This is a genomic window from Dysgonomonas sp. GY617 (assembly GCF_015233815.1).
In the GTDB taxonomy this organism is placed as follows: Bacteria; Bacteroidota; Bacteroidia; order Bacteroidales; family Dysgonomonadaceae; genus Dysgonomonas_A.
The window spans coordinates 465,836-488,544 of sequence record NZ_JADCLR010000029.1 but is presented as its reverse complement, the minus strand read 5'-3'; the positions used below and the strand labels follow the sequence as shown (position 1 = coordinate 488,544).

Here is a 22,709-nt window from a genome sequence, read left to right as displayed (position 1 = left end):
TGTTAAGTCCTCAATTATTAATTGCTTTATTTTAGCCCAAGTGTTACTTGCGAACCTTTAATTACTCTGCTTCCTGCCGGAACAGATTGAGATGTAACAGTTCCGTATCCTTGTAAGACCACCTTTAGACCTGCTCTTTCAAGAAGAAACAAAGCATCTTTAGCACCCATTCCGCGAACATCGGGTACTAATCCGTTCTGAACTACATTTTTACTTAATTCTATCTTATTTTGCAATGTACTAGCCATTACCCATTCAGCCTCACCAACGGGAAGCGTAAAAGGAATATTCAACTGAGTAAACACTGTTTGCATATCTTTCAAAGACCCATTTTTAACATAAGGCATCATCGTCATCACAGAATCGGGCTTACATTGATCTGGGGCAACAAAAACATTACGTGCATATACCTCCTCGGCTATACGCTTGAAAACTCCTCCCGGCATAAGCCCTCCCGAAGGAATACCTCTAGGACGTCTGATACCTACAAAGCAAGTATATAAAGGTTTATCTGCCGGAAAATATCCACAAAACGACACAAAGTGTCCGTTAGCATAATTACCACCACTTGCAATTTGAGCTGTACCCGTTTTTCCTGCAATTTGAAACGATTTCGATGCAACAGCTTTACCCGTTCCTTCATTTACAACACCCACAAGCATTGCTTTTATCTCTTCTAAAGTTTTAGGAGAACACAGAGAGGGATTAATCACCTCTGTTTCGAACTTCTCCTGAACATCTCCATCCTTTATAAATGCCTTAGTGAGAAAAGGTTTTATCATTTTACCACCATTAGCAATACCATTATAAAACATGAGTATATAAATAGGTGGAATTTGAGTTTCGTATCCGAATGACATCCAAGGAAGCGTAGTTTTTGACCAATAACTCGATTTATCATTTGGATGACGAATAACGGCTGTACCTTCTTTTCCGCTCAATGGTACATCCCATTCTATCTTTTTCGTAATTCCTAAATCATATAAACGTTGAACGTATTTCTCCGGATTATTTTCATACCCCTTCAAAATAGTTTTTGCAATAACAATATTAGATGATATATACATACCCTCTGCTACTGTCAAATCTCCTCTATCCTGACCCTTTTGCCAGTAGTGATCTCGTATCCAGCTTTTACCGTATTGATACAAACCGTTTCCCACATGAAATTTTTCATTGGGAGTAACAACTCCATCCTCTAAAGCAATCATTACAGAAAGCGTCTTAAAGGTTGACCCCGGTTCGTTCATATACGAAAACGCATTTGGATTACCCTCTGCATATACACCATCCGAAATCCGGTCAAGGTTAGAAATTGCTTTGATTTCACCCGTTGCAACCTCCATTATAATAGCTGTACCCGATTCGGCATCCGTTTCTACCAATTTTGCATACAATGCACGTTCGGTTATATCCTGAATATCCACATCAAGAGTTGTTTTTACATCCCAACCATCTTCGGCAGGAACTTCAACTATATCAATCCAACGTCCTTGTACTTTTTGACGGCTCTTCACACCGGGTTTACCTCTCAATATAGAATCGTATTTCATTTCGATACCACTCGCCCCGCCTTTTGCCATATCTTTATAGATAGAACCAACGGTACGTCCGGCAAGTCTGCCAAAAGGTTTAGCACGCATTGTTCTCTCCTCTACAATCAAGCCCGTTTTGTTTGAGCGTTGATTCAAGAATGGATAAGTACGCAGTTCTTTTAATTCCAAGTAGTCTATATCTCGTTTTATGATTCGAACATAACGACTTTTCAACTTCACTTGCTTATCAGAACCACTTGCTTTGTTACGTTCTATTTCGGCTAACTCTCTACGGCTTAATTCCCAGCCATTCAGAATAACATTTTTATATTGAGCAGCTGTTCTGTCAGGAAACTTTTTAGATAACCTAACCGACAAATCTCCTACATATTTCATTAAGGTATCTTTTCGTATACCTTCCGACATAAAATCCATATACACCCCATAAAGAGGTTCACTTGTTGCCAACAAACGACCGTCGGCAGCATAAATATTACCTCTATTGGGCTTAATCTCTCTATCTTTTTTCACAGTCTCTTTGAGACCTAATGCGCGCCACTGTTCGCCTTCTACAAACATTATGCGAATGATATAACCGAAGATTACAATAAAAACAGTCAAAAAAAGAATCACTATCAACCCATATCGATTGATTATCGCATTCTTCTTTTTTCTGATATTATTCGCATCTTTTGACATGCTTATACTAATATATATGTGTTGTTTTTATTTCTGTTTACCTAATTTAAAAGCCGGAACGGAAGGTGTCATCAGCTTAAGATCATTCTGATCGATAAGAGTTTGCACCTGAGTTTGTCTGCTTATACCCGTCAAATCCGAAGAGATAGTTAACGACTCGTATTTAACATCTTTCAGTTCTCTTTTTAAAGATTCTATCTCAGCCATTTTCGAGATACAACTGTAACGATTGCTGATATACAACACCATAATAATAAAAACGACAAGCATAAAGCGGGTATTCTTCAAGAAGAAATCTTCAGTGAGAATAGTCCCACCTAATACGTGCATTATATTTTTCTTTATATCCTTGAGCTTCACACGCATGTTCTAATTTATAGGTTTACAACCTCGTTTAAATCTTATTTCTTTTCTGCAATTCTCAGCTTAGCACTTCTTGATCGGGGATTAGCATCCTGCTCTTCGGGAGATGGAGTTATAACTCTATTATTCACCAATACAAAGGGAGTATTTACATTTCCGTAAAAATCTTTATCTACCTCTCCTTCGAAATTACCGGTCTTAAAGAAATTCTTAACCAACCTATCTTCTAACGAATGATATGTGATAACCGACAAACGTCCGCCTGGAGTTAAAACGCTTAAAGCCTGAGTCAACATATCCTTCAAAGTCTGCATCTCCTGATTCACTTCAATACGCAGAGCCTGAAAAGCCTGAGCCAATATCTTTTTCTCTTTAACTCCTTTTGCATACGGAGTCAATATCGCCAATAAATCTTTTACTTTTTCGAATGGCTTTTCTTTGCGTTGACGAGCTATTGCCGCAGCAATTTGTCTCGAAGGTTTCAATTCACCATATAGATAGAGAACATTCGCAATATCTTCTTCCGCATATTCATTCAATATCTTTGCAGCTGTAAGATTCGATTTCTGATTCATTCTCATATCAAGATCACCTTCTTCGAAACGAAACGAGAAACCGCGCTCGCTATCGTCAAAGTGGTGAGAAGATACGCCCAAATCAGCAAGAACAGAATTCACCTCTGTTACATTATGATATTTTAGAAACGTTTTTAGAAAACAAAAATTACTGCGAATAAAAGTTTGTCTTTTATCATCAGTAATATTATGTATTGCATCTTCATCCTGATCGAAAACATATAAGTGACCATCGAAACCTAGTCGAGATAAAATCTCTCGAGAATGCCCTCCTCCACCAAATGTTACATCCACACAAATATCATTTGCCTGAATATTCATACCATCTACACTTTCTTTTAACAGAACAGGTACATGATAACCATCAGCCGTTACAACCGTATTTTTATTTTTTGCCATATCAATCTTCTCCACTCATTATACGTTGAATCTCAACTCCAAAATCTTCGGGAGCAACCAGAGTTTCATTCAATTGATTTTTACCCCAAATTTCTATCGTATTGTCGACACCAAGGAATTGTATTTCAGAACCAACACCTATCATTTGCAAATAACGCTTCGGTATAAGAATACGACCACTGGCATCAATTTCTAAACGCTCGGCATCTACCACAAACTGACGAAACAGTTGCTGTTGGGCTTTATCCCAACGACTCAATCGCAAACGTAGCTTCTGAACCTCAGCATCCCAAACTTCCACTGGATACAAAACAAGACAATCTTGGAAAATATCTTTACGCAGAATAAGCACAGATTGGGCTTCTGCTTGCAAAACCTTCCGGAAATTCGCAGGCACAAACACACGCATTTTTGCGTCAATCTTTGCATCTATACTACCTAAAAACTGCATTCTATCCTAAGTTTAGACATTTCAATTTGTTAATATTCCAAACAGAAACGCTGTGATTACATTCTAAAACATTGCTTACACACCTTGTATTCTATACAATAGTGCGTAAAGGTATAAAATTATCCACTTTCCCCCACTTTTAAACACAAAGTTTTAATAAAAAGTTTTCAACACACCCATTTCTATAAAAATCAACCCATTAGAGTTAACAAAAAACAGATAAAACAAATTACTTAAAACAATCTTAAAATATAAAAATGAGAATAAATAGGACTACTAAACCGTGACTTTGTATAAAAAAAATTATCTTTACAGTTTTGGAAAATCAGAACAAGGTCACAGACCTCTTTATTGCTTTAAGAGTATTAAAAAACAGAGAAATAGAGTTAGTAAACCAATAATAAACGGTAGGATTTCTACTGTGCCCGGAAAAGTAATGGATGAAGTAAAAGATAATGCTCCGAACTTAATTGATTTGGACAAGGTGTTTATAGATAAGGCTCCCAAGCTCTATGCCAAGACACCTACTTTTGCTCTAAACTACATAAAAAAGAAAATACACCTTGAAGAGCTAAACGAGATATTGACTATCTATGCGGATAAATATGGGGTCGATTTTATGGATTCCGTTGTTCAGTATTTCGATTTACATTTAAATATCAAAGGCTTAGAAAATATACCGAATGACAATCGATATATTTTTGTTTCCAATCATCCTTTAGGTGGGCTCGATGGTATTTGCTTATCGTCTATCATCGGAAATAAATTCGATAAAAAAATAAAATATCTGGTTAACGATGTTTTGTATTTTATAAAAAATCTGAGACCGATATTTATTCCGATCAATAAATACGGAGCGCAAGCCAAAGAAAAGGCTGCATTATTGAACGAAGCCTATGCTTCGGACGATCAGATCATTACATTTCCGGCAGGATTATGTTCCCGCAAAACAAACGGGAGAATATATGATCTTAAATGGCAGAAGTCTTTTATACAGAAAGCCATACAAACCAAGAGGGATGTTGTTCCTGTGTATTTTGAAGCGAAAAACTCAAATTTCTTTTATAGATTTGCAAATATTAGAAAGAAACTAGGGGTGAAATTTAACATTGAAACATTTTTTCTACCCGATGAAATGTTTAAAAATAAGCATCAGACATTTTCTGTTACTTTTGGAGATCCCATACCGTGGGAATCTTTTGATGAAACAAAAACTCATCAACAATGGGCAGAAAAAGTAAAAGATATAACATACAGTCTAGCCTCAAGTAATAAGCAATAAGGTCATACACCACGCTCCTACTCAGGTTAGAAGAATAACGAAAAATCGTTACAAATATAAAATACAGAAATAAATATTTGACGTTACTTAAAATATGGAAAGTATTATTCCGGCAATTGATAAGAAACTTTTAAAAGCTGAGCTTACAAGAGATAAATTCTTACGTAAGACCAACAAAGCCAATAATGAGATTTACATTATCACGCATCACAATTCTCCGAATGTAATGCGCGAGATCGCCCGTTTGCGCGAAATTGCTTTCCGTTATTATGGTGGAGGTACAGGCAAAGAAATAGATATAGACGAATATGATATGATGGATAACCCCTACAAACAACTGATTGTATGGAATCCTGAAGCCGAAGAAATATTAGGCGGTTACCGTTTTATCTGTGGTCCTGATATCAAATTTGATGAGCACGGAGAGCCCGAATTGGCAACCTCTCATCTTTTTCACTTTTCACCTAAATTTATCAACGAATATTTACCCTACACTATTGAACTGGGACGTTCGTTCGTTTCACTCGAATACCAAAGTACACGTGCAGGATCGAAAGGAATTTTTGCTCTTGACAACCTTTGGGATGGATTGGGAGCCCTATCGGTAGCTGAACCTACGATGAGATATTTCTTCGGAAAGGTTACCATGTATGACACCTATGATGCTAAGGCTAGAGATATGATTTTATATTTCATGTTTAAGCACTTCCCCGACCCCGACAAGTTAGTATATCCTAAGAAGAGTCTACATATCACTACCGAAACTAAAGTTTTAAAGAAACTTTTTATTGAAGACGATCTCAAAAGTGATTATAAAATATTGAATACAGCTGTACGCAGATTAGGAATCAATATTCCACCTCTTGTAAATGCTTACATGGGTCTTTCTCCACAGATGAAAGTGTTTGGAACAGCCGTAAATGACTTGTTTGGAAACGTAGAAGAAACCGGAATACTTATTGACAAAGACGAAATTCTGGAAGAAAAGCGTAAACGTCATATAGAGTCGTATATACTCGACAAACCCTCTAAACGTTTCTTAAAAAGATTACGACAAATGATCAACTGGAACTGGAGTTCGTACCGTACAAAAACCACAAAAAGAACAAAATAGCTATACACATCAAGCTCTTGAAGCGAGGCTAAAATCCTGCTCCAAACATTGATAAGTATCAACTTAACTTTAATTTTTATAAACTTTAATTTGGACTGGCTTTTCCAAAGTTGCTTTTTGCTATCTTTGTAATTATTGTAATAAATACATTTTACCAATACTCATGAAATATAAAATAACAGCACCAAAATCTCCGACATATACAAGTATTAAACTTCCTGCTTCGAAAAGCATCAGCAACAGAGCTCTTATATTAAAGGCTCTTAGTAACAGCCCTTTTCCTATCGAAAACCTGTCTGATTGCGACGATACTAAAGTGATGTTGGAAGTTTTTAATTCTAAAACAAATACGTTTGATATAGGTGCAGCAGGAACTTCGATGCGTTTTCTTACTGCCTACCTATCAAAAATACCGGGAGAATGGGTAATCACCGGAAGTGAGCGGATGCAACAACGACCAATAAATACATTGGTGGAAGCACTTAACACTCTTGGTGCACATATTGAATATCTTAAAAATCAGGGATTTCCTCCATTAAAGATCAGAGGTAGTGCATTAGACGGAGGAGACATCTTCTTGTCGGGCGGAATAAGTTCTCAGTTTATTTCGGCTCTATTAATGATCGCTCCAACAATGGAAAAAGGTTTGACTCTACACCTTGAGGGTGATGTTATTTCGATTCCTTACATAAAGCTAACGCTTCGTATGATGGAAAAATTTGGAGTAAAATGCGATTGGGTAGATAATGTTATCAAAATATTTCCGAATGAATATAAGCCAATCCCATATCTGGTTGAATCAGATTGGTCGGCAGCTTCCTATTGGTATTCAATCGCAGCATTGAGCAGCGATGCCAAAATTGAATTAAAAGGCTTATTTAAGGAAAGTGGACAAGGCGATTCTAAGGTTGCCGAATTATTTCAAGACCTAGGTGTTGAAACCGAATTTAAAGAAGACGGCGTTATTCTAACCAAGACTGATAGAATTGCTAAAAAGCTATTCCACAATTTTATAAATGAGCCCGATCTTGCTCAAACCTTTGTTGTTACCTGCTGTATGATGGGTGTACCTTTCCTTTTCACAGGACTTCAAACTCTTAAGATTAAGGAAACAGACAGAATAGAAGCTCTAAAAGCTGAAATGAAGAAATTAGGCTATGTTATAACAGACAGCCAAAACAGTATACTTGAATGGGATGGCGAAAGATGCGAGCCAGAACAAACTCCTGTAATAGCTACTTATGAAGATCATCGCATGGCAATGGCTTTTGCACCAGCCGCTCTTAAATTAGAGAACCTTACAATAGCTGAGCCTATGGTTGTTACTAAATCTTACCCCTATTTTTGGGAGGATTTAAGTAAAGCCGGATTCTCGGTAGATAAATAAACAATTAATGGAAATACTCTTTATCTTTTTAGGCATTATCATATTCTTTGTGATCGCTCTGTTTGTATGGAACTCATACCAGCGAAAACAAGGAAATACTGAACGTGCTGAAATAGTAAACAGCGATCCTATAGATGGCACATGTTGCGGACAACATGCCACTTGCGAACAAGACAGTCTTCTGAACTGTTTTGTTGAGGAATCGGACTATTTTGATGATGAGGAACTGGATAAATACAAAAAATATTCGGAGGAAGACTATACAGCTCAAGAAGTGGATGAATTCCGTGAGGTATTCTATACATTGCTTGATGAAGATAAGCCACGTTGGGTTAGAAGCCTTCAACAACGAGAAATCCCTATTCCGAACGAATTAAAAGACGAGATACTACTTATAATTAACGATTTGCGTAGTACACAAACAACCAACGCTTAAATGGACTTTTTCGAACTTTTTCGATACGACTTTTTCATCAATGCTCTTTTAGGAGGATTGTTTGCCAGCATTGCCTGTGGCATAATAGGTACATATATTGTAATCAAGCGTCTGGTATTTATCAGTGGGGGTATCACACATGCTTCGTTGGGAGGGCTGGGAATAGGTTTCTATTTCGGTTTCAACCCTATACTTTCGGCAATGGTATTTTCTATCCTATCAGCATTCGGTATCGAATGGTTGTCCGGTAGAAAAGGGGTTCGCGAAGACTCTGCAATAGCCGCCTTCTGGTCATTCGGGATGGCTATCGGGATTATTTGCATATACCTCAAAGCAGGTTTTGCTCCTAATCTTTCTGAGTATTTGTTTGGTAATATATTGACTATCACCACTTACGACATATATGCCTTTATTGCATTATCAGCAGTATTGGCTGCTATATTTTACTTTTTCAGACGCGAAATTCTGTATGTAGCATTCGATTCTGATTTTGCTAAGACCCGAAATCTTCCCGTAAAGTTTATAGAATATGCTATGATGTTTTTCATTGCTGTATCTATTGTTCTTACTATACGCTTGGTGGGTGTTGTATTGCTAATGTCTCTATTGACTATGCCTCAAATGACAGCCAATCTATACACAGCCAATTTCTCTAAGATGATTTTTCTTTCTATCGTCTTCGGATTAGTAGGATGCATTTCTGGACTTATATTATCTGCATTCATCAATGTACCTTCGGGTGCGTTCATTATATTTATTCTGATCGCAATCTACTTTATTTGCAGATTAATAAATGTAATATTCAAGATAGATACTCTAACTGCAAAATAAAGGCTACAAACCTTTGTATAGCTTCACTAAATACAAGAGTAATTTATCTTTTTTATCTCTCAGCAATAATATTTCATTTTACATAAATAAGGGGTGTCCCCAAGACACCCCTTATTCTCACAACCTTGTGCTAAACACTAAAAAAACATAAACACAATAAAACTGCTTCCTATAATTACTTTTTGTTTCCTGTCTTGTAATCTATTCCTCTTTTCAAGGACGCCCACCGCCTCCACCAGGACCTGTACTAACATTACCCACTGTAGCTACCATTGAAGTAGGAGTAAATGTACCTGATGATGTTCCTTTGGTATAAGTTGCGCCGGTATATAATCCGTGGAAATCTGTTCCACCCGAAACACTACCTCCTGTATAAATTGTATAGGTTGTAGTTGATACCAAATTGGCACTACTAAACAATAAGGTCATCTGACTATACGTTCTTGGTACTTTATAGGTAAGGACACCCGTACCATCAGCCGTCTCAATATGTACAAACTGATTAGCCATTCCCGAACCTCCGTAAATAACCGTACGCTGAGTACTTACGCTCGATGTAGGTGTACTGGTAGAACCTCCAACTCCAACTAATGTACCGCCTGTTATTTTGAAGGTGTTATTATCACAATCGAATCCCTCTTCTGGCGCTCCTGCACCTGCTGAAACTACTGTTCCACCCGTTATAGTTAAAGTTCCATTAGAATCTATTCCATCGTTTGTTTCGCTATAACAATAAATAGAACCTCCATTTATCTGAATATGATTGGTGGCATTGATACAATCATCGTAAGCCTCTATCTCGATCTCTCCATTATTTATGGTTAGTGTAGTCTTACTTTCTAAACCCTCTGCCTCTGTTTTTGAGGTTTTAATAGTTATAGTACCATTATTGATCGTCAGATCACCATCACTTTTTATAGCTTTGGCCGCTGTATCATCTTTTCCATATTTAAATTGATCTCCTGTAGTTACCACAGATATAGTTCCATTGTCTACTGTCAGAGTTCCATCAATACTGATACCTTTACCTCCTGCTCCTGAACTATTGATAGAAACTGTTCCTTTTTTCATCAAGAAGTTCCCACCTGCTTTTATACCTGCCGACGAGGATATGTCTGCATCATCTGTATCATAATAAGCACTACCAGTAGTTACAAGAGTTATATCACCATCAACAATTGTAATATCTCCTTTACTTTTTATTGCCTTTGCTCCTTCACCCATAGTTATTATATCAATTATACCTCCACTGATAGTTATATAGGGGAGAATCGAAATATCAGTTCCTTTGTATGAGGTTTTAATTCCATCTCCTACACTCTTCACTTTTATGCTTCCCCCATTTACTGTAATATATCCTTCTTCGCATTCTATACCATCGCCCAATGCTGTAATATCTAATACTCCACCATCTATACGAACATAATCGTTGGCATGAATACCATCTTTAGCAGCAGTTTTCACTGTTATATTTCCGCCTTTTATTCTTATATAATCATCGCTTACTATTGCATGCTTATTGTATCCATAAACTAGAAGAGTGCCATTTCCATCAAAATTCAACTGTCCTTCACTGAACAGAGTACCTTTCATATCTTCATCGCCACTTGCTGTATAAGTTGCATTATCGACCAACCTATTAGAAGTACCTCCAACCAATACTAAGGATACTTTCTTTCCCGATTGAATATTTATAGCTGCTCCGTCACCATTTATAATACTTACACCATTGAGGCCAACTCCAAATTTATAATCACTGTAAATCTTAAAAGAACCATCTTTAGTTGTTCCCGATAATACATAATTCACCTCTGTGTCTGCTATTGTAGATGTTACTGTAACATCGCTCCCTGTCTTTGTTACCACTACACCTTTATCAGCATATGGGTTTGTAATCTCGACTCTATTATCCGAATAAGCAATCAATACTGCATTTACAAATGTGGTATCTTTTGTATTGGTCACAAAATCTTCATCAACTACAACATCACTTCCATCACCTCCACCAGTTACATCGTCATCCTTATCATCATCACTACTGCACGATAGTACAAAAACAGATGCAACAGATAAAAAGCTTACTAAAAGTTTGTTTAATCTCATACTCTAAAATTATTATAAGTGAGGACTTCGACCTGTTAAAGTATTAGCTAGCATAACACCTCCTGCCATAAGCCTTATATATTTCATTAAGCAGACAGAGTACTTTACAGTTTTCAATATTATAAGTTTCTTCTAAAACTGGCAACTACATTCTACATAAGGAGTAATCTGCTCGACCAATTATACTATTTAGCAGATAAAAAAAATAGCCTTGCTAGAATTTATCTAACAAGGCTATCTATATTGTTGAAGGTATAGTACCTCTCTTTATCTTATTTCTGAATAGTAAGCTCCTCAATCAAACGAGGGCAATTCATAATTTTGTCGATAGTATAAAGTACATAACGAATGTCTACACTGATCGTACGTTGTAACTCTGGCTCAAATACTACGTCGCCACTCAAAGCTTCCCAGTTACCATCGAATGCAAGACCGATCAATTCAGCCTTACCGTTAAATACGGGACTACCTGAGTTACCTCCTGTAATGTCATTATTAGAAAGGAAACCAATAGACATAGAACCTTTTTCATTAGCATATTCGCCCCATTTCTCTGCACGAAGATTATCTAAGATATAACTTTGTACAGCAAACTCAGGATCGTTAGGATTTTCTTTCTCTAAAATACCTTTACTTGTAGAGTAGTAATCATATTCAATTGCATCAGCAGGGCTATAACCGCCTACCGAACCATAGCTAAGACGTTGAGTAAAGTTAGCATCTGGAGAGAATGCTTTATTGGGTTCCATTTCCATTAAAGCAGCCATGTACTTACGAGCATTTCTATCGATGATAGGATATACGGGCGAAAGATCTTCAACAACCTTCAAACGACCTTCGGCAACCGATCTTGCCAAAATCATAGCAGGGTCTTTATCCAACTCTTTTACACCTCCAGCACTTATCGCCGAAATAAGGTTGTCTAGGTTGGTAAATTTACTGTTTTTGAAAACCCAATCAGCATATTTATCATAGTCACCTTTAAACTTCTTATCAATAGTTTGATATACACTAGGCAGATATTCAGCAGGAACTCTTTCTCTGTATAGTTTAAGTAAAGCAGGCATTACTTGTTTATCCAACTCAGGAACATAATCTTTATATGTATCCGTTAGTTTTGCTCTCAGATAAGCCATTAGCTCTTCTTTGTCCGAAATATTAGCAATGTTTACGCTATTTGCCAAACGTGCTATTTCTATTCCATTGTTGAATGTTTCACCAAAATAGGTTCCTATTTCCACTGGCTTCATTGTGTTTTTATACACAACTTCAAGACTTGGTAATACATCACCATATTTTTCAGTTGCAGCAGGACTGCTAGCTATCCAATCTGCAAGACGAGATTCTAAAGCTTGTTTAGCTTCTACTACATTCAACTTTTTCAGAGCAGCATTCATTCCCATAGCATTTTTCCAATAATTGGAACTTCTGCTGAATTTCACCGAATACTTGATACGTACGGCATCATCTGCATTCATTGCTTTTCTCCAAATATCTTGTTTCACGGTACGAACTTCAATACGTGGAATATTTTCAGATTCCATCATTTGAGTAATTCCCCAAGAAGATAAATAACGCTCAGTACTTCCCGGATAACCGATTGTCATTGCATAATCTTTATCCTTGTATCCTTTTATTGAAACAGGCACAGAATATTTAGGTTTGTAAGGCACATTGTCTACACTGTAATGCGATGCCTGATTGTCTTTATTAGCATATACTCTAAATACAGAAAAGTCTCCTGTATGACGAGGCCATTGCCAGTTATCGGCATCTCCTCCGAATTTACCGATTGAAGATGGTGGAGCAAAAACCATTCTTACATCTTTGAATACTTCGTAAACAACCAAATAGAATTTGTTACCTGTATAAAAAGGCACAATACGTGCTGTTAAGAACTCATTGTCTTTGTATTGAGCCAGAATATCGGTTGATATTGAATCTATGATATGATTTCTTTCTTCTTCAGATGTAGCATCTGTTACACCCACTGTCACCTGATCGGTAACATCTTCTGTCTTTTGAAGAAAAGAAACAGTCAACCCTTCAGTGTACAACTCTTCGGCTTTCGATTGGCTTACAAACCCATCTTTCAGATAGTCATGCTCTACCGAACTATGTTTTTGAATAGCATCGTATCCACAATGGTGATTGGTAAAAATCAGACCTTCTTGCGATACAGCTACACCTGTACAACCTCCTCCGAATATAACAACTGCATCTTTTAGAGACGCATTATTTTCGCTATAAATACTATCAATAGGGAATGTAAATCCCAGCTCTTTCATACGAGCTGCACTTTGTCTGTTTAGCTCTTTTAACAGCCACATACCCTCATCTGCCTGAACAGAAGCTAGCGAGAGTAAAACGCCTAGCAATAAAAAGATTTTCTTCATTTCAATTATTTAAATTAAGGTCTAAGACCTATTGGATTATTTCGAGATACACACTAAAAAAAGAATAGTGCTTATTCCTTTATTTTCGTTTTACTATTTTACCAATAACGGGAATTTCCGATAAGGGTAAATCTCTCTTGATAAGAACAAAAAAGAAAATAGCGAACAACACTGTATTAAACGCCAAGCGTAATGCTTCTGTATCGAAGCGTATATAACAACTTACTCCATAAAGCACAATAGCCAGACCAAAATACAAACCTATCGATTTGAAATCGTAAGGCAGTGGTCGGTATTTTCGTTCAAAGTAGTAAGAAAGTAACATCATTATCAAATTACAAATCAATGTAGCCCATGCACTAGCTATATATCCATAGATAGGTACAAAAACAATATTCAGTACAATAGTTATTACACAACCTGCGATTGAGAATATTGCTCCGAAATAAGTTTTATCGACCATCTTGTACCAAAAAGACAAGTTGAAGTAAACCCCAAACAGAATATACCCCATCATTACGATAGAAACCACATTCAACCCCTCATAGAAATCCTTACCTATAAAGTGTTTTATTATATCCATATAAAACATTACTCCAAGAAATATAATCAAGGAGAAAATGATAAAATACTTCATAGCTTCGGTGTAAGCTTTATCGTGATTAGCGTCTTTGTTTTTAGCAAAAATAAAAGGCTCGTAGGCGAAGCGGAAAGCTTGTGTGAACATCATCATAATAATAGCTACCCGCGAACATGCCGAATAGATACCCAATTGACGAAAAGCTTCTACCTTATCTTCAAATAAGAATGGATAAATTATTTTATCAACTGTTTGATTCAGCATGCCTGCAATTCCCAATATCAATAAAGGGAAGCAATATTTAAGCATACGCTTCAACAGATCGGTATCGATGACGTATTTAAAGCCTCTCAGTTCAGGAATCAAGAGAATAAATGTAATTGCCGAACCTATAAGATTGGCTACAAATACATAACCTTCTTTGTATGACGGATTATAAAACCAAGCGATCAATGATGGATTTACAGCATGAATCTTAGGGCAAATAATCAGGAAAAAGATAGTAAATGCAATGGTTATAAAAATACTCGACAACCGAAGGGTGGCAAATCGAATAGGACGTTTCTTGTATCGTAAATAAGCAAAGGGAATGGTCATTATAGTATCAATCCCTACCACAATAGCCATTATAGCAATATAATCGGGGTGATGCGAATAATCTAAAAAGTCGGCTATAGGATTCAAAAAACTAAAACAAAAAACCACAAAAAGAATAGAGGTAAGGGCAATAGACAGAAGAGTTGTAGAATATACCTTCATTGGCTCATCATCTCCCTTATTCATAAAACGAAAAAAGCCGGTCTCCATGCCATATGTAAGAATCACCGCCAGTAAAGCAGTATAGGCATAGACGTTGGTCATTACACCAAATTCGCCGGTGGTTAACACCCTTGTATAGATTGGCACAAGACACCAACCTATAAATTTTCCCAGGATACTACTCAAACCATAAATGGCGGTATCCTTGGCCAGACTTTTCATTCCTCCTGCCATCTTTCTGATTTTTCGGATGCAAAGGTAATATAAATCGTATGTATATTATAGTTAATATGAATGAAATACACAACATTTTAGACCTATCGTTACCCTAACAACTAATGTGTAGACAATTATAAAAATCAAGCTATTAACATCAATTAATGATTTATTCAGCTAACTTTGTGTTATAAAAACTTCAATAATACATTTGAGTCGTATATCCGTATCGTTTAATAAGCTTTACTGATGTCTCTTATAGGAATAATAACGAGGTCTGAGACCTTACCACATAAGTAAAAAACATAGAGATGAGTTACTATCATTTAGCCGAGCTTGTGCATAAACGAGCAGCCAAATACAAATCGAGTACAGTTCTTAAATACAGAGATGCCAACGAAAAACGTTGGAAAACAATCTCATGGAATCGTTTTTCAGAATATGTCATGAAAACGGCATGGGCTATGGCTGAGGTTGGAATTGAGGCTCAAGAGAATATAGGAATATATTCTCAGAATATGTGTCAGTACTTATATACGGAGTTTGGAGCTTTTGCAAACAGAGCCGTAGTTGTTCCTATATACGCAACAGCATCGCCACATCAAGTAGAATACATAGTGAACGATGCTCAAATAAAAACGCTATTCGTAGGAGAGCAGTTTCAATATAACAACGCATACAAAGTACAACAGCAGTCGGAAACTCTGAAAAAGCTGGTTATATTCGATCCAAATGTAAAACTTCATCCCGAAGATCATACATCCGTATATTTCAGTGACTTTATGGCATCCGGAGAAAATTCTGATGCAGAAGTAAAGGTTACTGTGAGAATGAAAACAATTCGCGAAACGGATATTGCCTGTATCATCTACACATCAGGTACTACAGGTGAACCTAAAGGAGTTGTTCTTCTACACTCATCTTTTCTTGAGGTTTTTAGAATCCACGATGAAAGATTACCACAACTATCGAACAGAGATGTATCGATGAACTTCCTTCCATTAGCACATATTTTCGAGAAGGCTTGGACATACTATGTTATACATAAAGGTATGACAATCGCAATCAATACAGATGCTAAGGAAATACAAAAATCTATCAAGCAGGTAAGACCAACAGTAATGTGTAGTGTACCTCGTTTCTGGGAAAAAGTATTTCAAGGCGTTTCCGAAAAGATCGAAAGCTCTAAAGGTTTAATGAAATGGTTATACACCGATGCGATAAAGACAGGAAAGAAATATAATCTTGACTATAAGAATAACGATATAAAGCCTCCGATTGGCAATGCTATAAAGTTCCACTTTTATAACAATACCATATTCCGCATATTAAAGATGGTAATTGGTATCGAAAAAGGAGTATTATTTCCTTGTGCCGGTTCTCCTTTATCTGATGAAATAAACATATTCCTCAAATCAGTAAATATACCTATCATAGTGGGTTATGGCCTTACTGAGACTACAGCTACTGTAAGTTTTTACCCTCCCATTCATTTTAAAATTCATTCAGTAGGAGCAGTAATGCCGGGTCTGGAAGTAAAAATAGACCCAACAAATGATGAGATTTTGGTTAAAGGTCGTACTGTAATGAAAGAGTATTACAAGAAACCCGAAGAAACAGCTAGAGTATTTACCGAAGATGGATTTTTCAGAACCGGAGACTCGGGTAAAATGATAGAAGGTAATGTTATAGTATTGACTGAAAGGATCAAAGACCTTTTCAAAACATCAAATGGAAAATACATTGCACCACAAGCCATTGAAACCATTATTGCAAACGATAAGTTTATTGATATGATAGCTGTTATTGGCGATGAGGTGAAATTTGTAAGTGCACTCATTGTTCCAAACTACGAAGCTATAGTTAAATGGGCTGAAGAGAACCAAATACTATACAGCAATATGGAAGATCTGCTCCTTAATAAAGATGTAAATTCGATGATATCAGGACGTATCGAAATGCGTCAGGCAGATTTAGCTCCCTACGAAAAAGTAAAACGTTTCACTCTTCTTCCTGAGCCATTCACTATGGAATCGGGAGAGTTAACAAACACCCTCAAGATAAAGAGAAAAGTTGTAGTTGAAAGATACAAAGACTTGATTGAGAAAATGTACGCCGAATAATAAATGGCAGGAATATACATACATGTTCCCTTCTGTAAGACAAGATGCATATACTGCGACTTTTTTACAAGAACCGATATGAAACAAAAGAATCCTTATGTATCAGCAATATGTAAGGAAGCTGTTCTCCGTGCCGAATATTTGGGCGGAGAAACTATCGAAACAATTTACTTTGGAGGAGGAACACCCTCTCAGCTATCCATCGAAGACTTACAGTCCGTACTCAATACCCTTCGGAATACTTTCGAGATAAGCCCTCAGGCAGAAATTACGCTAGAAGCTAACCCCGATGATTTGAATGCTAGTTATATAGCTCAACTCTTATCTTCGGGATTCAACCGATTGAGTATGGGCGTACAGAGCTTTGATGATGCACAATTGAAGTTTCTCAACAGACGACATTCAGCCCAAAGAGCAATAGATGCAGTCAAAATGGCTCAGCAAGCTGGCTTTCAAAATATAAGTATCGACCTCATGTATGGTCTCCCTGACCTTACAATGGATATTTGGCAAAACACACTTGATAAAGCAATTGCCCTGAATATACAACATATATCGTCCTACCACTTAATATATGAGGCAGGTACTAAACTATATCGTTTACTACAAAAAGGCGATGTAAGATCGGCTGACGAAGAGCTTAGTCTGGATATGTTTTCACTATTAATTGGGAAACTGAAAGAAGCCGGATTCATACACTACGAAATATCCAATTTCGGTAAGGAAGGGCTTTTCTCTCGTCATAACAGCTCTTATTGGCTCGACAAAAAGTATCTGGGTTTAGGACCTTCCGCACACTCATTCAACCAGATTAACAGGTGCTGGAATATAGCATCCATACCCAAGTTTATCGAAGGAATAAAAGCCGAAAAGCCGAATATTGAAGAGGAAATACTGGATACTCAAGCCCGATATAATGATTTCATCTTAACAGGTATGCGTACCATGTGGGGCATCAACATTTCGACTTTGAAAGATAAGTTTGGAGATAAGCTGCTCGAGTACTGCGAGGCCAATTTGAGAAAGCATCTCGAATCGGGAAATGTAATTCTCGCCGATAACCACTACAAAATAACACCACAAGGCATCTTTATTTCAGACAGTATCATGAGCGATCTCATGTATGTAGAATAAAAAAAACAATATAAAAAAGAGGAGCTGTTTCGATATCGAAACAGCTCCTCTTTTTTATAGTATAATTTCTGATCAGAAATCAAACCCGATCTTTATAGTAATAGCTCCGATATTAGGGTGAGACGAATCAATTTTTCGCCCATATTCATTAAGTACAGGAACTTCCAGTTGTTGTAATGTGTACCCCATACTAAAATTTATTGCTGTTCCTGTAGTAATAGCACATCTAGCACCTATAGAAGGAGAGAGATAAAGTCCTTCTACGTCTTCACCAAGTGTATAACCACCTTTTAGGTCAATAAAGGGAGAAATTTTTCCAGTATTGAAATCGATCCGAGGGTTAATGAATATAGGAAAAGACACAGTAGACTCAGAATCGTTGCCATGGTAAAAGCTCACTCCACCACCAACACCTAAAAACAGATATGGATTAAATTGGTAACCATGCGAAGTTGTAAATTCTAATCTATTCAATTCAGCAACATCCACACTTACAGAATAACCCAAATCGAACATACCACGATAACCTTCATGTAAGCTATATTCATTTGATGAATACATTGGCTCGGAAAATTCTTCCGCATGCCTGCCATAATGCCCAGATGATGTTCTACGATCATTACACCTTCTGGGAGGTGCAGCAGCCGCATTCTTTTCGATGCTTAATACCTCGTCCATATCATAAACATACACCTTACCATCTTTTGACCTTATTTCTAAAGACTTGTCAGGAATTATTTGTATAATTTCTCCTCGAATCAAATTACCATTTTTAAGATATACTATTTCAGGTAAATCTTGGGCACTCAGCGAAACGCCGACAAATATAAGAAGAGTTAATAAAATTAGTTTTTTCATCTTATTCAGATATTAGTTGTTAATAGAGTTTGTTCACTTTATATTATAATTTATTTTCAATCTGATCATTAGAGCCACTTAGAATATGTAAATTTATGTTATTTTATGATAAAAACCAAAATTTCTGTCAAATATATAGAGTATTATAATCTTAATTTAGAATGCATCCCCTCCTACCTTAACAATCATTATTAACAAACTGTCTTGAATAAGAAAGGGTTGCCAAAAACGACAACCCTTTTTCATACTATTTTAATTAGTATCTTTTATTTTACACATCTGCTCCAAATTCCATAAGGAAAGCTTTGATGAAACCATCAATATCGCCATCCATTACCGCATTGACATTCGAAGTCTGATAATTTGTTCTATGATCTTTCACACGGCGGTCGTCAAAAACATAACTACGGATTTGCGATCCCCATTCTATTTTTTTCTTTCCGGCTTCAACCTGCGATTGCATACGGCTTCGTCTTTCAAGCTCCATATCATAAAGTTGCGATTTCAATAAACGTATCGCATTATCTTTATTACCGAACTGAGAACGACTTTCCGTATTTTCGATTACAATCTCTTTATCTTCGCCAGTTTCCTCGTCTTTGTATTTGTAGTGAAGACGAACTCCCGTCTCTACCTTATTTACATTCTGACCTCCTGCTCCACTAGAACGGAAAGTATCCCATGTAATACTACCCATATTGACTTCAATCTCAATTGTATCGTCAACCAAAGGCACCACAAAAACAGAAGCAAAAGAAGTCATACGTTTACCTTGTGCATTGTATGGAGACACACGCACTAAACGGTGTACACCATTTTCCGACTTAAGGTATCCATAGGCAAAATCTCCTTCAACCTGAATAGTGGCTGTTTTGATTCCCGCCTCATCACCTTCTTGAAAGTTGGTAATGGTTACCTTGTAGCCTTTAGACTCGCACCAACGTTGATACATACGGAAAAGCATCGAAGCCCAATCTTGACCTTCGGTACCACCTGCACCACTGTTTACTTTGAGTACTGCACCCAGCTTATCTTCTTCACGGCGAAGCATGTTCTTAAGCTCCATATCCTCCAATACTTCTATTGTCTGGGCATAGGTCTCGTCCACTTCTTCTTCTGAAGTAATTCCTTCTTTGTTAAAATCAAAAGCCAGTTGTAGTTCTTCTACCGCTGCTTTTACTTTATTATAACCCGAAAGCCATCCTTTTAGTCCTCTGATTATTTTCATCTGCTCTTCGGCAGCTTTATTATCAGACCAAAAGTCAGGGTCTTGCGTTCTTATTTCTTCTTCTTCTAATTGGATTATTTTTGCATCGACGTCAAAGGTACCCCCTCAACGCTTGCTCGCGCTCCAACACTTCTTTGAGTTGGTCTACAGTAATCATATGCTATGATTGTTTAGTTATTATTCTTAATTTTTCAGTTGGCAAAGATAACCAATTAATCCAAAAATCTTAGTTCAATTGCTCTATCAAGTTCGAAGGAAGATAGAATGTATCATTTTTATCGATATAAACTGTTACTGATCCTAAATCTATTTCTTTGCCATTAACATAAGCAATCGACTTAAATGCAGGAACAACTAATGTCTTCTTACCTTTTCTTACGGTTAGTTGAGGAAAAGCTGTCGATTTATCAATTGTACATTTTAATCCCTTAAATACCTCCTGATGTTTCGCAAAAACCTCTTTGGTCATTTCAGGTAAACTTTCTTCAAGCCCTAAAACGTCAGACAGATAATTGTTAATCTGTATATTGGTATTCATACCCAATGGCACATCTCCTTGAGGATGGTAAGCTGCCAAGAAAACCTCTTCACCTGTATGTCCTCCTGTTGTAAAACCAAAATAAGTACGGCTATTCATTATATCAACAATGGCATGTCCCATATTTTGACTTTCAGCTTTCTTCATATAGTCAGCCTCTTTATAGTTCTTCGAACTTAACAAACTAGCCAATTCGTCCTCAGTAAGATCTATATCTGTGTATTTCTTAAATACAGCTTTAAAATCTTCGGGTTTCTCTTGTAATAAGATGCGCTCTAATCCTTCGCCTGTTCTTTTGTATTTCGAAACATTGGCAAACAGATCGTGAATAGTTGCTTTATCATAACTCTTTAAATCTCTGCGTCCGATGGTAAATCCGCTGTTACCATGATCGGGAAGTATTACAACTGCAGTTTCACCATCTTTTTTTGCAAATTCAATAGCTGCACCTACTGCCTTATCAAAAGCCAAATATTCTGTTATACAACCTACTGCATCGTTTCCATGCGCAACCCAATCTACTTTACTACCTTCTACCATAAGGAAGAATCCGTTATCATTTTCAGATAAATGATCTATTGCTTTTCGGGTCATCTCTTCTAGAGATGGAATCTTCGAATCATCGCGATCTAAATCGTAAGGCAATTCTTTCTCCTGAAATAAAGCCCACACTTTATTATCGCCATCGAATGAACGAAAAGCGTTTATATCATCTTGAATCAAAGTTGTATTATTCTTTTTGAAGTGATTCTTCATATCATCCGTCATGATAGAATTACCACCGCCAAACATTACATCCAAATTATTATATGCTATCTGAGGAGCAATATATTCGTATTTGCCACGTGCATAATAGTGAGACGAGCAATCGGCAGGTGTAGCATGAGGAAATTCAACAGTAACAACCATCCCAACAGCTTTCTTCTTTTGAATTTTGGCTGCTTCGAGAATAGTTACTAACGGCTGATAAGCCATCGAAGGATCGACCTTTACTAGATCGTTTTCGGGGTCGGCAACAGGATAGATAGCTACATTACCCGTACGCTGAGGCATACCTGTCATGTATGCAGAGGTAGTTGGAGCCGAATCACCAATAGGAGCATTAGACGAGAAAGTTTTCACCGTACCACACATATATGGATCGATATTCAAATTCTCGCCACCCAACTTATTATATATTTGATACCATCTTGCAGCAGATACTACTCCGATAGAGGTACCATCGGGAATCATTACTATCACGTTTTTAACTGGTTTAACCGGTCTGTGGTATTGTTGAGACCAAACCAAGCCGCAAGAAAGAATCAGAATTAAGGAACAAATAGTTTTTTTCATAAAATAATATTTAGCCAAACATCAATCTTAAGGTTCTAAACCTTAGCGTATCTACAAAAGTAGAAAATTTAGACCAACATTCCCCTTTTAAACCTCTGCCCTTTTTATTTATTCATCAAAATATAACAATAATGGATAGCCACAACTATAAGATATAGTAATAAATAGATAAAATTAGACAGTCCTACAAGATACCCTAAGCTATTATTTATCTATCAAACGGACATATTTTTTGAAGCACGGATACTTTCGGAGTGCAAAGCGTGAATCGCCTTGATATAGGAGACATGATTAGAGGCAACCGAGCAAAATTGAGTATATCGTTGGTCCACAAACAATTATTCAGATGGAAAAACAGCACAACCCA

17 protein-coding genes are annotated in these 22,709 nt (G+C 36.8%); 7 read left to right on the top strand and 10 right to left on the bottom strand.

The window, feature by feature from the left end; genetic code table 11:
* Window positions 1–26 precede the first annotated feature (26 nt).
* The 4 genes from IR022_RS17865 to IR022_RS17850 form a co-directional block, all read right to left on the bottom strand.
* A complete protein-coding gene (locus tag IR022_RS17865; protein ID WP_194204758.1) occupies window positions 27–2,234 on the bottom strand; it encodes a penicillin-binding protein in 2,208 nt (735 codons plus the stop codon).
* Between the two features lie 27 nt (window positions 2,235–2,261).
* Window positions 2,262–2,564 (bottom strand): FtsL-like putative cell division protein, encoded by a 303-nt coding sequence (locus tag IR022_RS17860; RefSeq protein ID WP_242053295.1) that lies wholly within the window; start codon window positions 2,562–2,564, stop codon window positions 2,262–2,264.
* A 71-nt stretch (window positions 2,565–2,635) separates the two neighbouring features.
* A complete protein-coding gene (gene rsmH, locus IR022_RS17855; protein WP_194204757.1) occupies window positions 2,636–3,571 on the bottom strand; it encodes a 16S rRNA (cytosine(1402)-N(4))-methyltransferase RsmH in 936 nt (311 codons plus the stop codon).
* A 1-nt stretch (window position 3,572) separates the two neighbouring features.
* Window positions 3,573–4,022 carry a division/cell wall cluster transcriptional repressor MraZ gene (locus tag IR022_RS17850; RefSeq protein WP_050711326.1) on the bottom strand — a complete coding sequence of 150 codons (450 nt, stop codon included), beginning with the start codon at window positions 4,020–4,022 and terminating at the stop codon, window positions 3,573–3,575.
* Window positions 4,023–4,458: 436 nt separating this feature from the next.
* On the opposite strand from IR022_RS17850, the gene IR022_RS17845 reads away from it, so the two are divergent.
* The 5 genes from IR022_RS17845 (at window position 4,459) to IR022_RS17825 (ending at window position 9,072) form a co-directional block, all read left to right on the top strand.
* The gene (locus IR022_RS17845; RefSeq protein ID WP_194204756.1) at window positions 4,459–5,304 is read left to right on the top strand and encodes a 1-acyl-sn-glycerol-3-phosphate acyltransferase; all 846 of its coding nucleotides are present in this window, start codon (window positions 4,459–4,461) and stop codon (window positions 5,302–5,304) included.
* A 94-nt stretch (window positions 5,305–5,398) separates the two neighbouring features.
* Window positions 5,399–6,418 (top strand): GNAT family N-acetyltransferase, encoded by a 1,020-nt coding sequence (locus IR022_RS17840; protein ID WP_050711328.1) that lies wholly within the window; start codon window positions 5,399–5,401, stop codon window positions 6,416–6,418.
* A gap of 163 nt (window positions 6,419–6,581) precedes the next feature.
* Window positions 6,582–7,805: a 3-phosphoshikimate 1-carboxyvinyltransferase gene (locus IR022_RS17835; protein WP_194204755.1), complete on the top strand. Its 1,224-nt coding sequence runs from the start codon at window positions 6,582–6,584 to the stop codon at window positions 7,803–7,805.
* A 7-nt stretch (window positions 7,806–7,812) separates the two neighbouring features.
* Window positions 7,813–8,241: a phospholipase gene (locus IR022_RS17830; protein WP_194204754.1), complete on the top strand. Its 429-nt coding sequence runs from the start codon at window positions 7,813–7,815 to the stop codon at window positions 8,239–8,241.
* Window positions 8,242–9,072, top strand: a complete 831-nt coding sequence (locus IR022_RS17825; protein ID WP_194204753.1) for a metal ABC transporter permease — start codon at window positions 8,242–8,244, stop codon at window positions 9,070–9,072.
* 213 nt (window positions 9,073–9,285) lie between these two features.
* On the opposite strand, the gene IR022_RS17820 is transcribed toward IR022_RS17825, so the two are convergent.
* From IR022_RS17820 to IR022_RS17810, 3 genes are all read right to left on the bottom strand, one after another.
* Entirely contained in the window at window positions 9,286–11,175 is a 1,890-nt protein-coding gene (locus tag IR022_RS17820) for a carbohydrate-binding domain-containing protein (RefSeq protein ID WP_194204752.1), read from the bottom strand.
* 272 nt (window positions 11,176–11,447) lie between these two features.
* A complete protein-coding gene (locus tag IR022_RS17815; protein ID WP_194204751.1) occupies window positions 11,448–13,571 on the bottom strand; it encodes a S46 family peptidase in 2,124 nt (707 codons plus the stop codon).
* A 79-nt stretch (window positions 13,572–13,650) separates the two neighbouring features.
* Window positions 13,651–15,144 (bottom strand): lipopolysaccharide biosynthesis protein, encoded by a 1,494-nt coding sequence (locus IR022_RS17810; protein WP_194204750.1) that lies wholly within the window; start codon window positions 15,142–15,144, stop codon window positions 13,651–13,653.
* 293 nt (window positions 15,145–15,437) lie between these two features.
* Between IR022_RS17810 and IR022_RS17805 the strand changes: the two genes are divergently transcribed.
* Together IR022_RS17805 and hemW are read left to right on the top strand one after the other, a co-directional pair.
* Window positions 15,438–17,249 carry an AMP-dependent synthetase/ligase gene (locus tag IR022_RS17805; RefSeq protein ID WP_194204749.1) on the top strand — a complete coding sequence of 604 codons (1,812 nt, stop codon included), beginning with the start codon at window positions 15,438–15,440 and terminating at the stop codon, window positions 17,247–17,249.
* A 3-nt stretch (window positions 17,250–17,252) separates the two neighbouring features.
* On the top strand, window positions 17,253–18,383 hold the full coding sequence (hemW, locus tag IR022_RS17800; protein ID WP_194204748.1) for a radical SAM family heme chaperone HemW: 1,131 nt from the start codon (window positions 17,253–17,255) through the stop codon (window positions 18,381–18,383).
* A 72-nt stretch (window positions 18,384–18,455) separates the two neighbouring features.
* Here the strand turns inward: hemW and IR022_RS17795 are convergent, their stop codons facing one another.
* The 3 genes from IR022_RS17795 to IR022_RS17785 form a co-directional block, all read right to left on the bottom strand.
* Window positions 18,456–19,241 (bottom strand): hypothetical protein, encoded by a 786-nt coding sequence (locus IR022_RS17795; protein ID WP_194204747.1) that lies wholly within the window; start codon window positions 19,239–19,241, stop codon window positions 18,456–18,458.
* A gap of 271 nt (window positions 19,242–19,512) precedes the next feature.
* Window positions 19,513–20,626 (bottom strand): peptide chain release factor 2 gene (prfB, locus tag IR022_RS17790; RefSeq protein WP_157258327.1). Its coding sequence is split into 2 segments (ribosomal slippage): window positions 19,513–20,562 and window positions 20,564–20,626, totalling 1,113 coding nucleotides; the frame shifts between segments, so codons are not numbered across the junction.
* A gap of 69 nt (window positions 20,627–20,695) precedes the next feature.
* The gene (locus IR022_RS17785) at window positions 20,696–22,342 is read right to left on the bottom strand and encodes an alkaline phosphatase (protein WP_194204746.1); all 1,647 of its coding nucleotides are present in this window, start codon (window positions 22,340–22,342) and stop codon (window positions 20,696–20,698) included.
* Window positions 22,343–22,709: the final 367 nt, after the last annotated feature.

What these genes read in the sequence shown, in the direction of transcription:
- IR022_RS17820 (WP_194204752.1), bottom strand. Translation starts at nt 11,175, where the DNA reads ATGAGATTAAACAAACTTTTAGTAAGCTTTTTATCTGTTGCATCTGTT.
- IR022_RS17830 (WP_194204754.1), top strand. Translation starts at nt 7,813, where the DNA reads ATGGAAATACTCTTTATCTTTTTAGGCATTATCATATTCTTTGTGATC.
- IR022_RS17810 (WP_194204750.1), bottom strand. Translation starts at nt 15,144, where the DNA reads ATGGCAGGAGGAATGAAAAGTCTGGCCAAGGATACCGCCATTTATGGT.
- IR022_RS17785 (WP_194204746.1), bottom strand. Translation starts at nt 22,342, where the DNA reads ATGAAAAAAACTATTTGTTCCTTAATTCTGATTCTTTCTTGCGGCTTG.
- IR022_RS17815 (WP_194204751.1), bottom strand. Translation starts at nt 13,571, where the DNA reads ATGAAGAAAATCTTTTTATTGCTAGGCGTTTTACTCTCGCTAGCTTCT.
- IR022_RS17825 (WP_194204753.1), top strand. Translation starts at nt 8,242, where the DNA reads ATGGACTTTTTCGAACTTTTTCGATACGACTTTTTCATCAATGCTCTT.
- IR022_RS17860 (WP_242053295.1), bottom strand. Translation starts at nt 2,564, where the DNA reads ATGCACGTATTAGGTGGGACTATTCTCACTGAAGATTTCTTCTTGAAG.
- rsmH (WP_194204757.1), bottom strand. Translation starts at nt 3,571, where the DNA reads ATGGCAAAAAATAAAAATACGGTTGTAACGGCTGATGGTTATCATGTA.
- hemW (WP_194204748.1), top strand. Translation starts at nt 17,253, where the DNA reads ATGGCAGGAATATACATACATGTTCCCTTCTGTAAGACAAGATGCATA.
- IR022_RS17835 (WP_194204755.1), top strand. Translation starts at nt 6,582, where the DNA reads ATGAAATATAAAATAACAGCACCAAAATCTCCGACATATACAAGTATT.
- IR022_RS17840 (WP_050711328.1), top strand. Translation starts at nt 5,399, where the DNA reads ATGGAAAGTATTATTCCGGCAATTGATAAGAAACTTTTAAAAGCTGAG.
- IR022_RS17845 (WP_194204756.1), top strand. Translation starts at nt 4,459, where the DNA reads ATGGATGAAGTAAAAGATAATGCTCCGAACTTAATTGATTTGGACAAG.
- IR022_RS17850 (WP_050711326.1), bottom strand. Translation starts at nt 4,022, where the DNA reads ATGCAGTTTTTAGGTAGTATAGATGCAAAGATTGACGCAAAAATGCGT.
- IR022_RS17805 (WP_194204749.1), top strand. Translation starts at nt 15,438, where the DNA reads ATGAGTTACTATCATTTAGCCGAGCTTGTGCATAAACGAGCAGCCAAA.
- IR022_RS17865 (WP_194204758.1), bottom strand. Translation starts at nt 2,234, where the DNA reads ATGTCAAAAGATGCGAATAATATCAGAAAAAAGAAGAATGCGATAATC.
- IR022_RS17795 (WP_194204747.1), bottom strand. Translation starts at nt 19,241, where the DNA reads ATGAAAAAACTAATTTTATTAACTCTTCTTATATTTGTCGGCGTTTCG.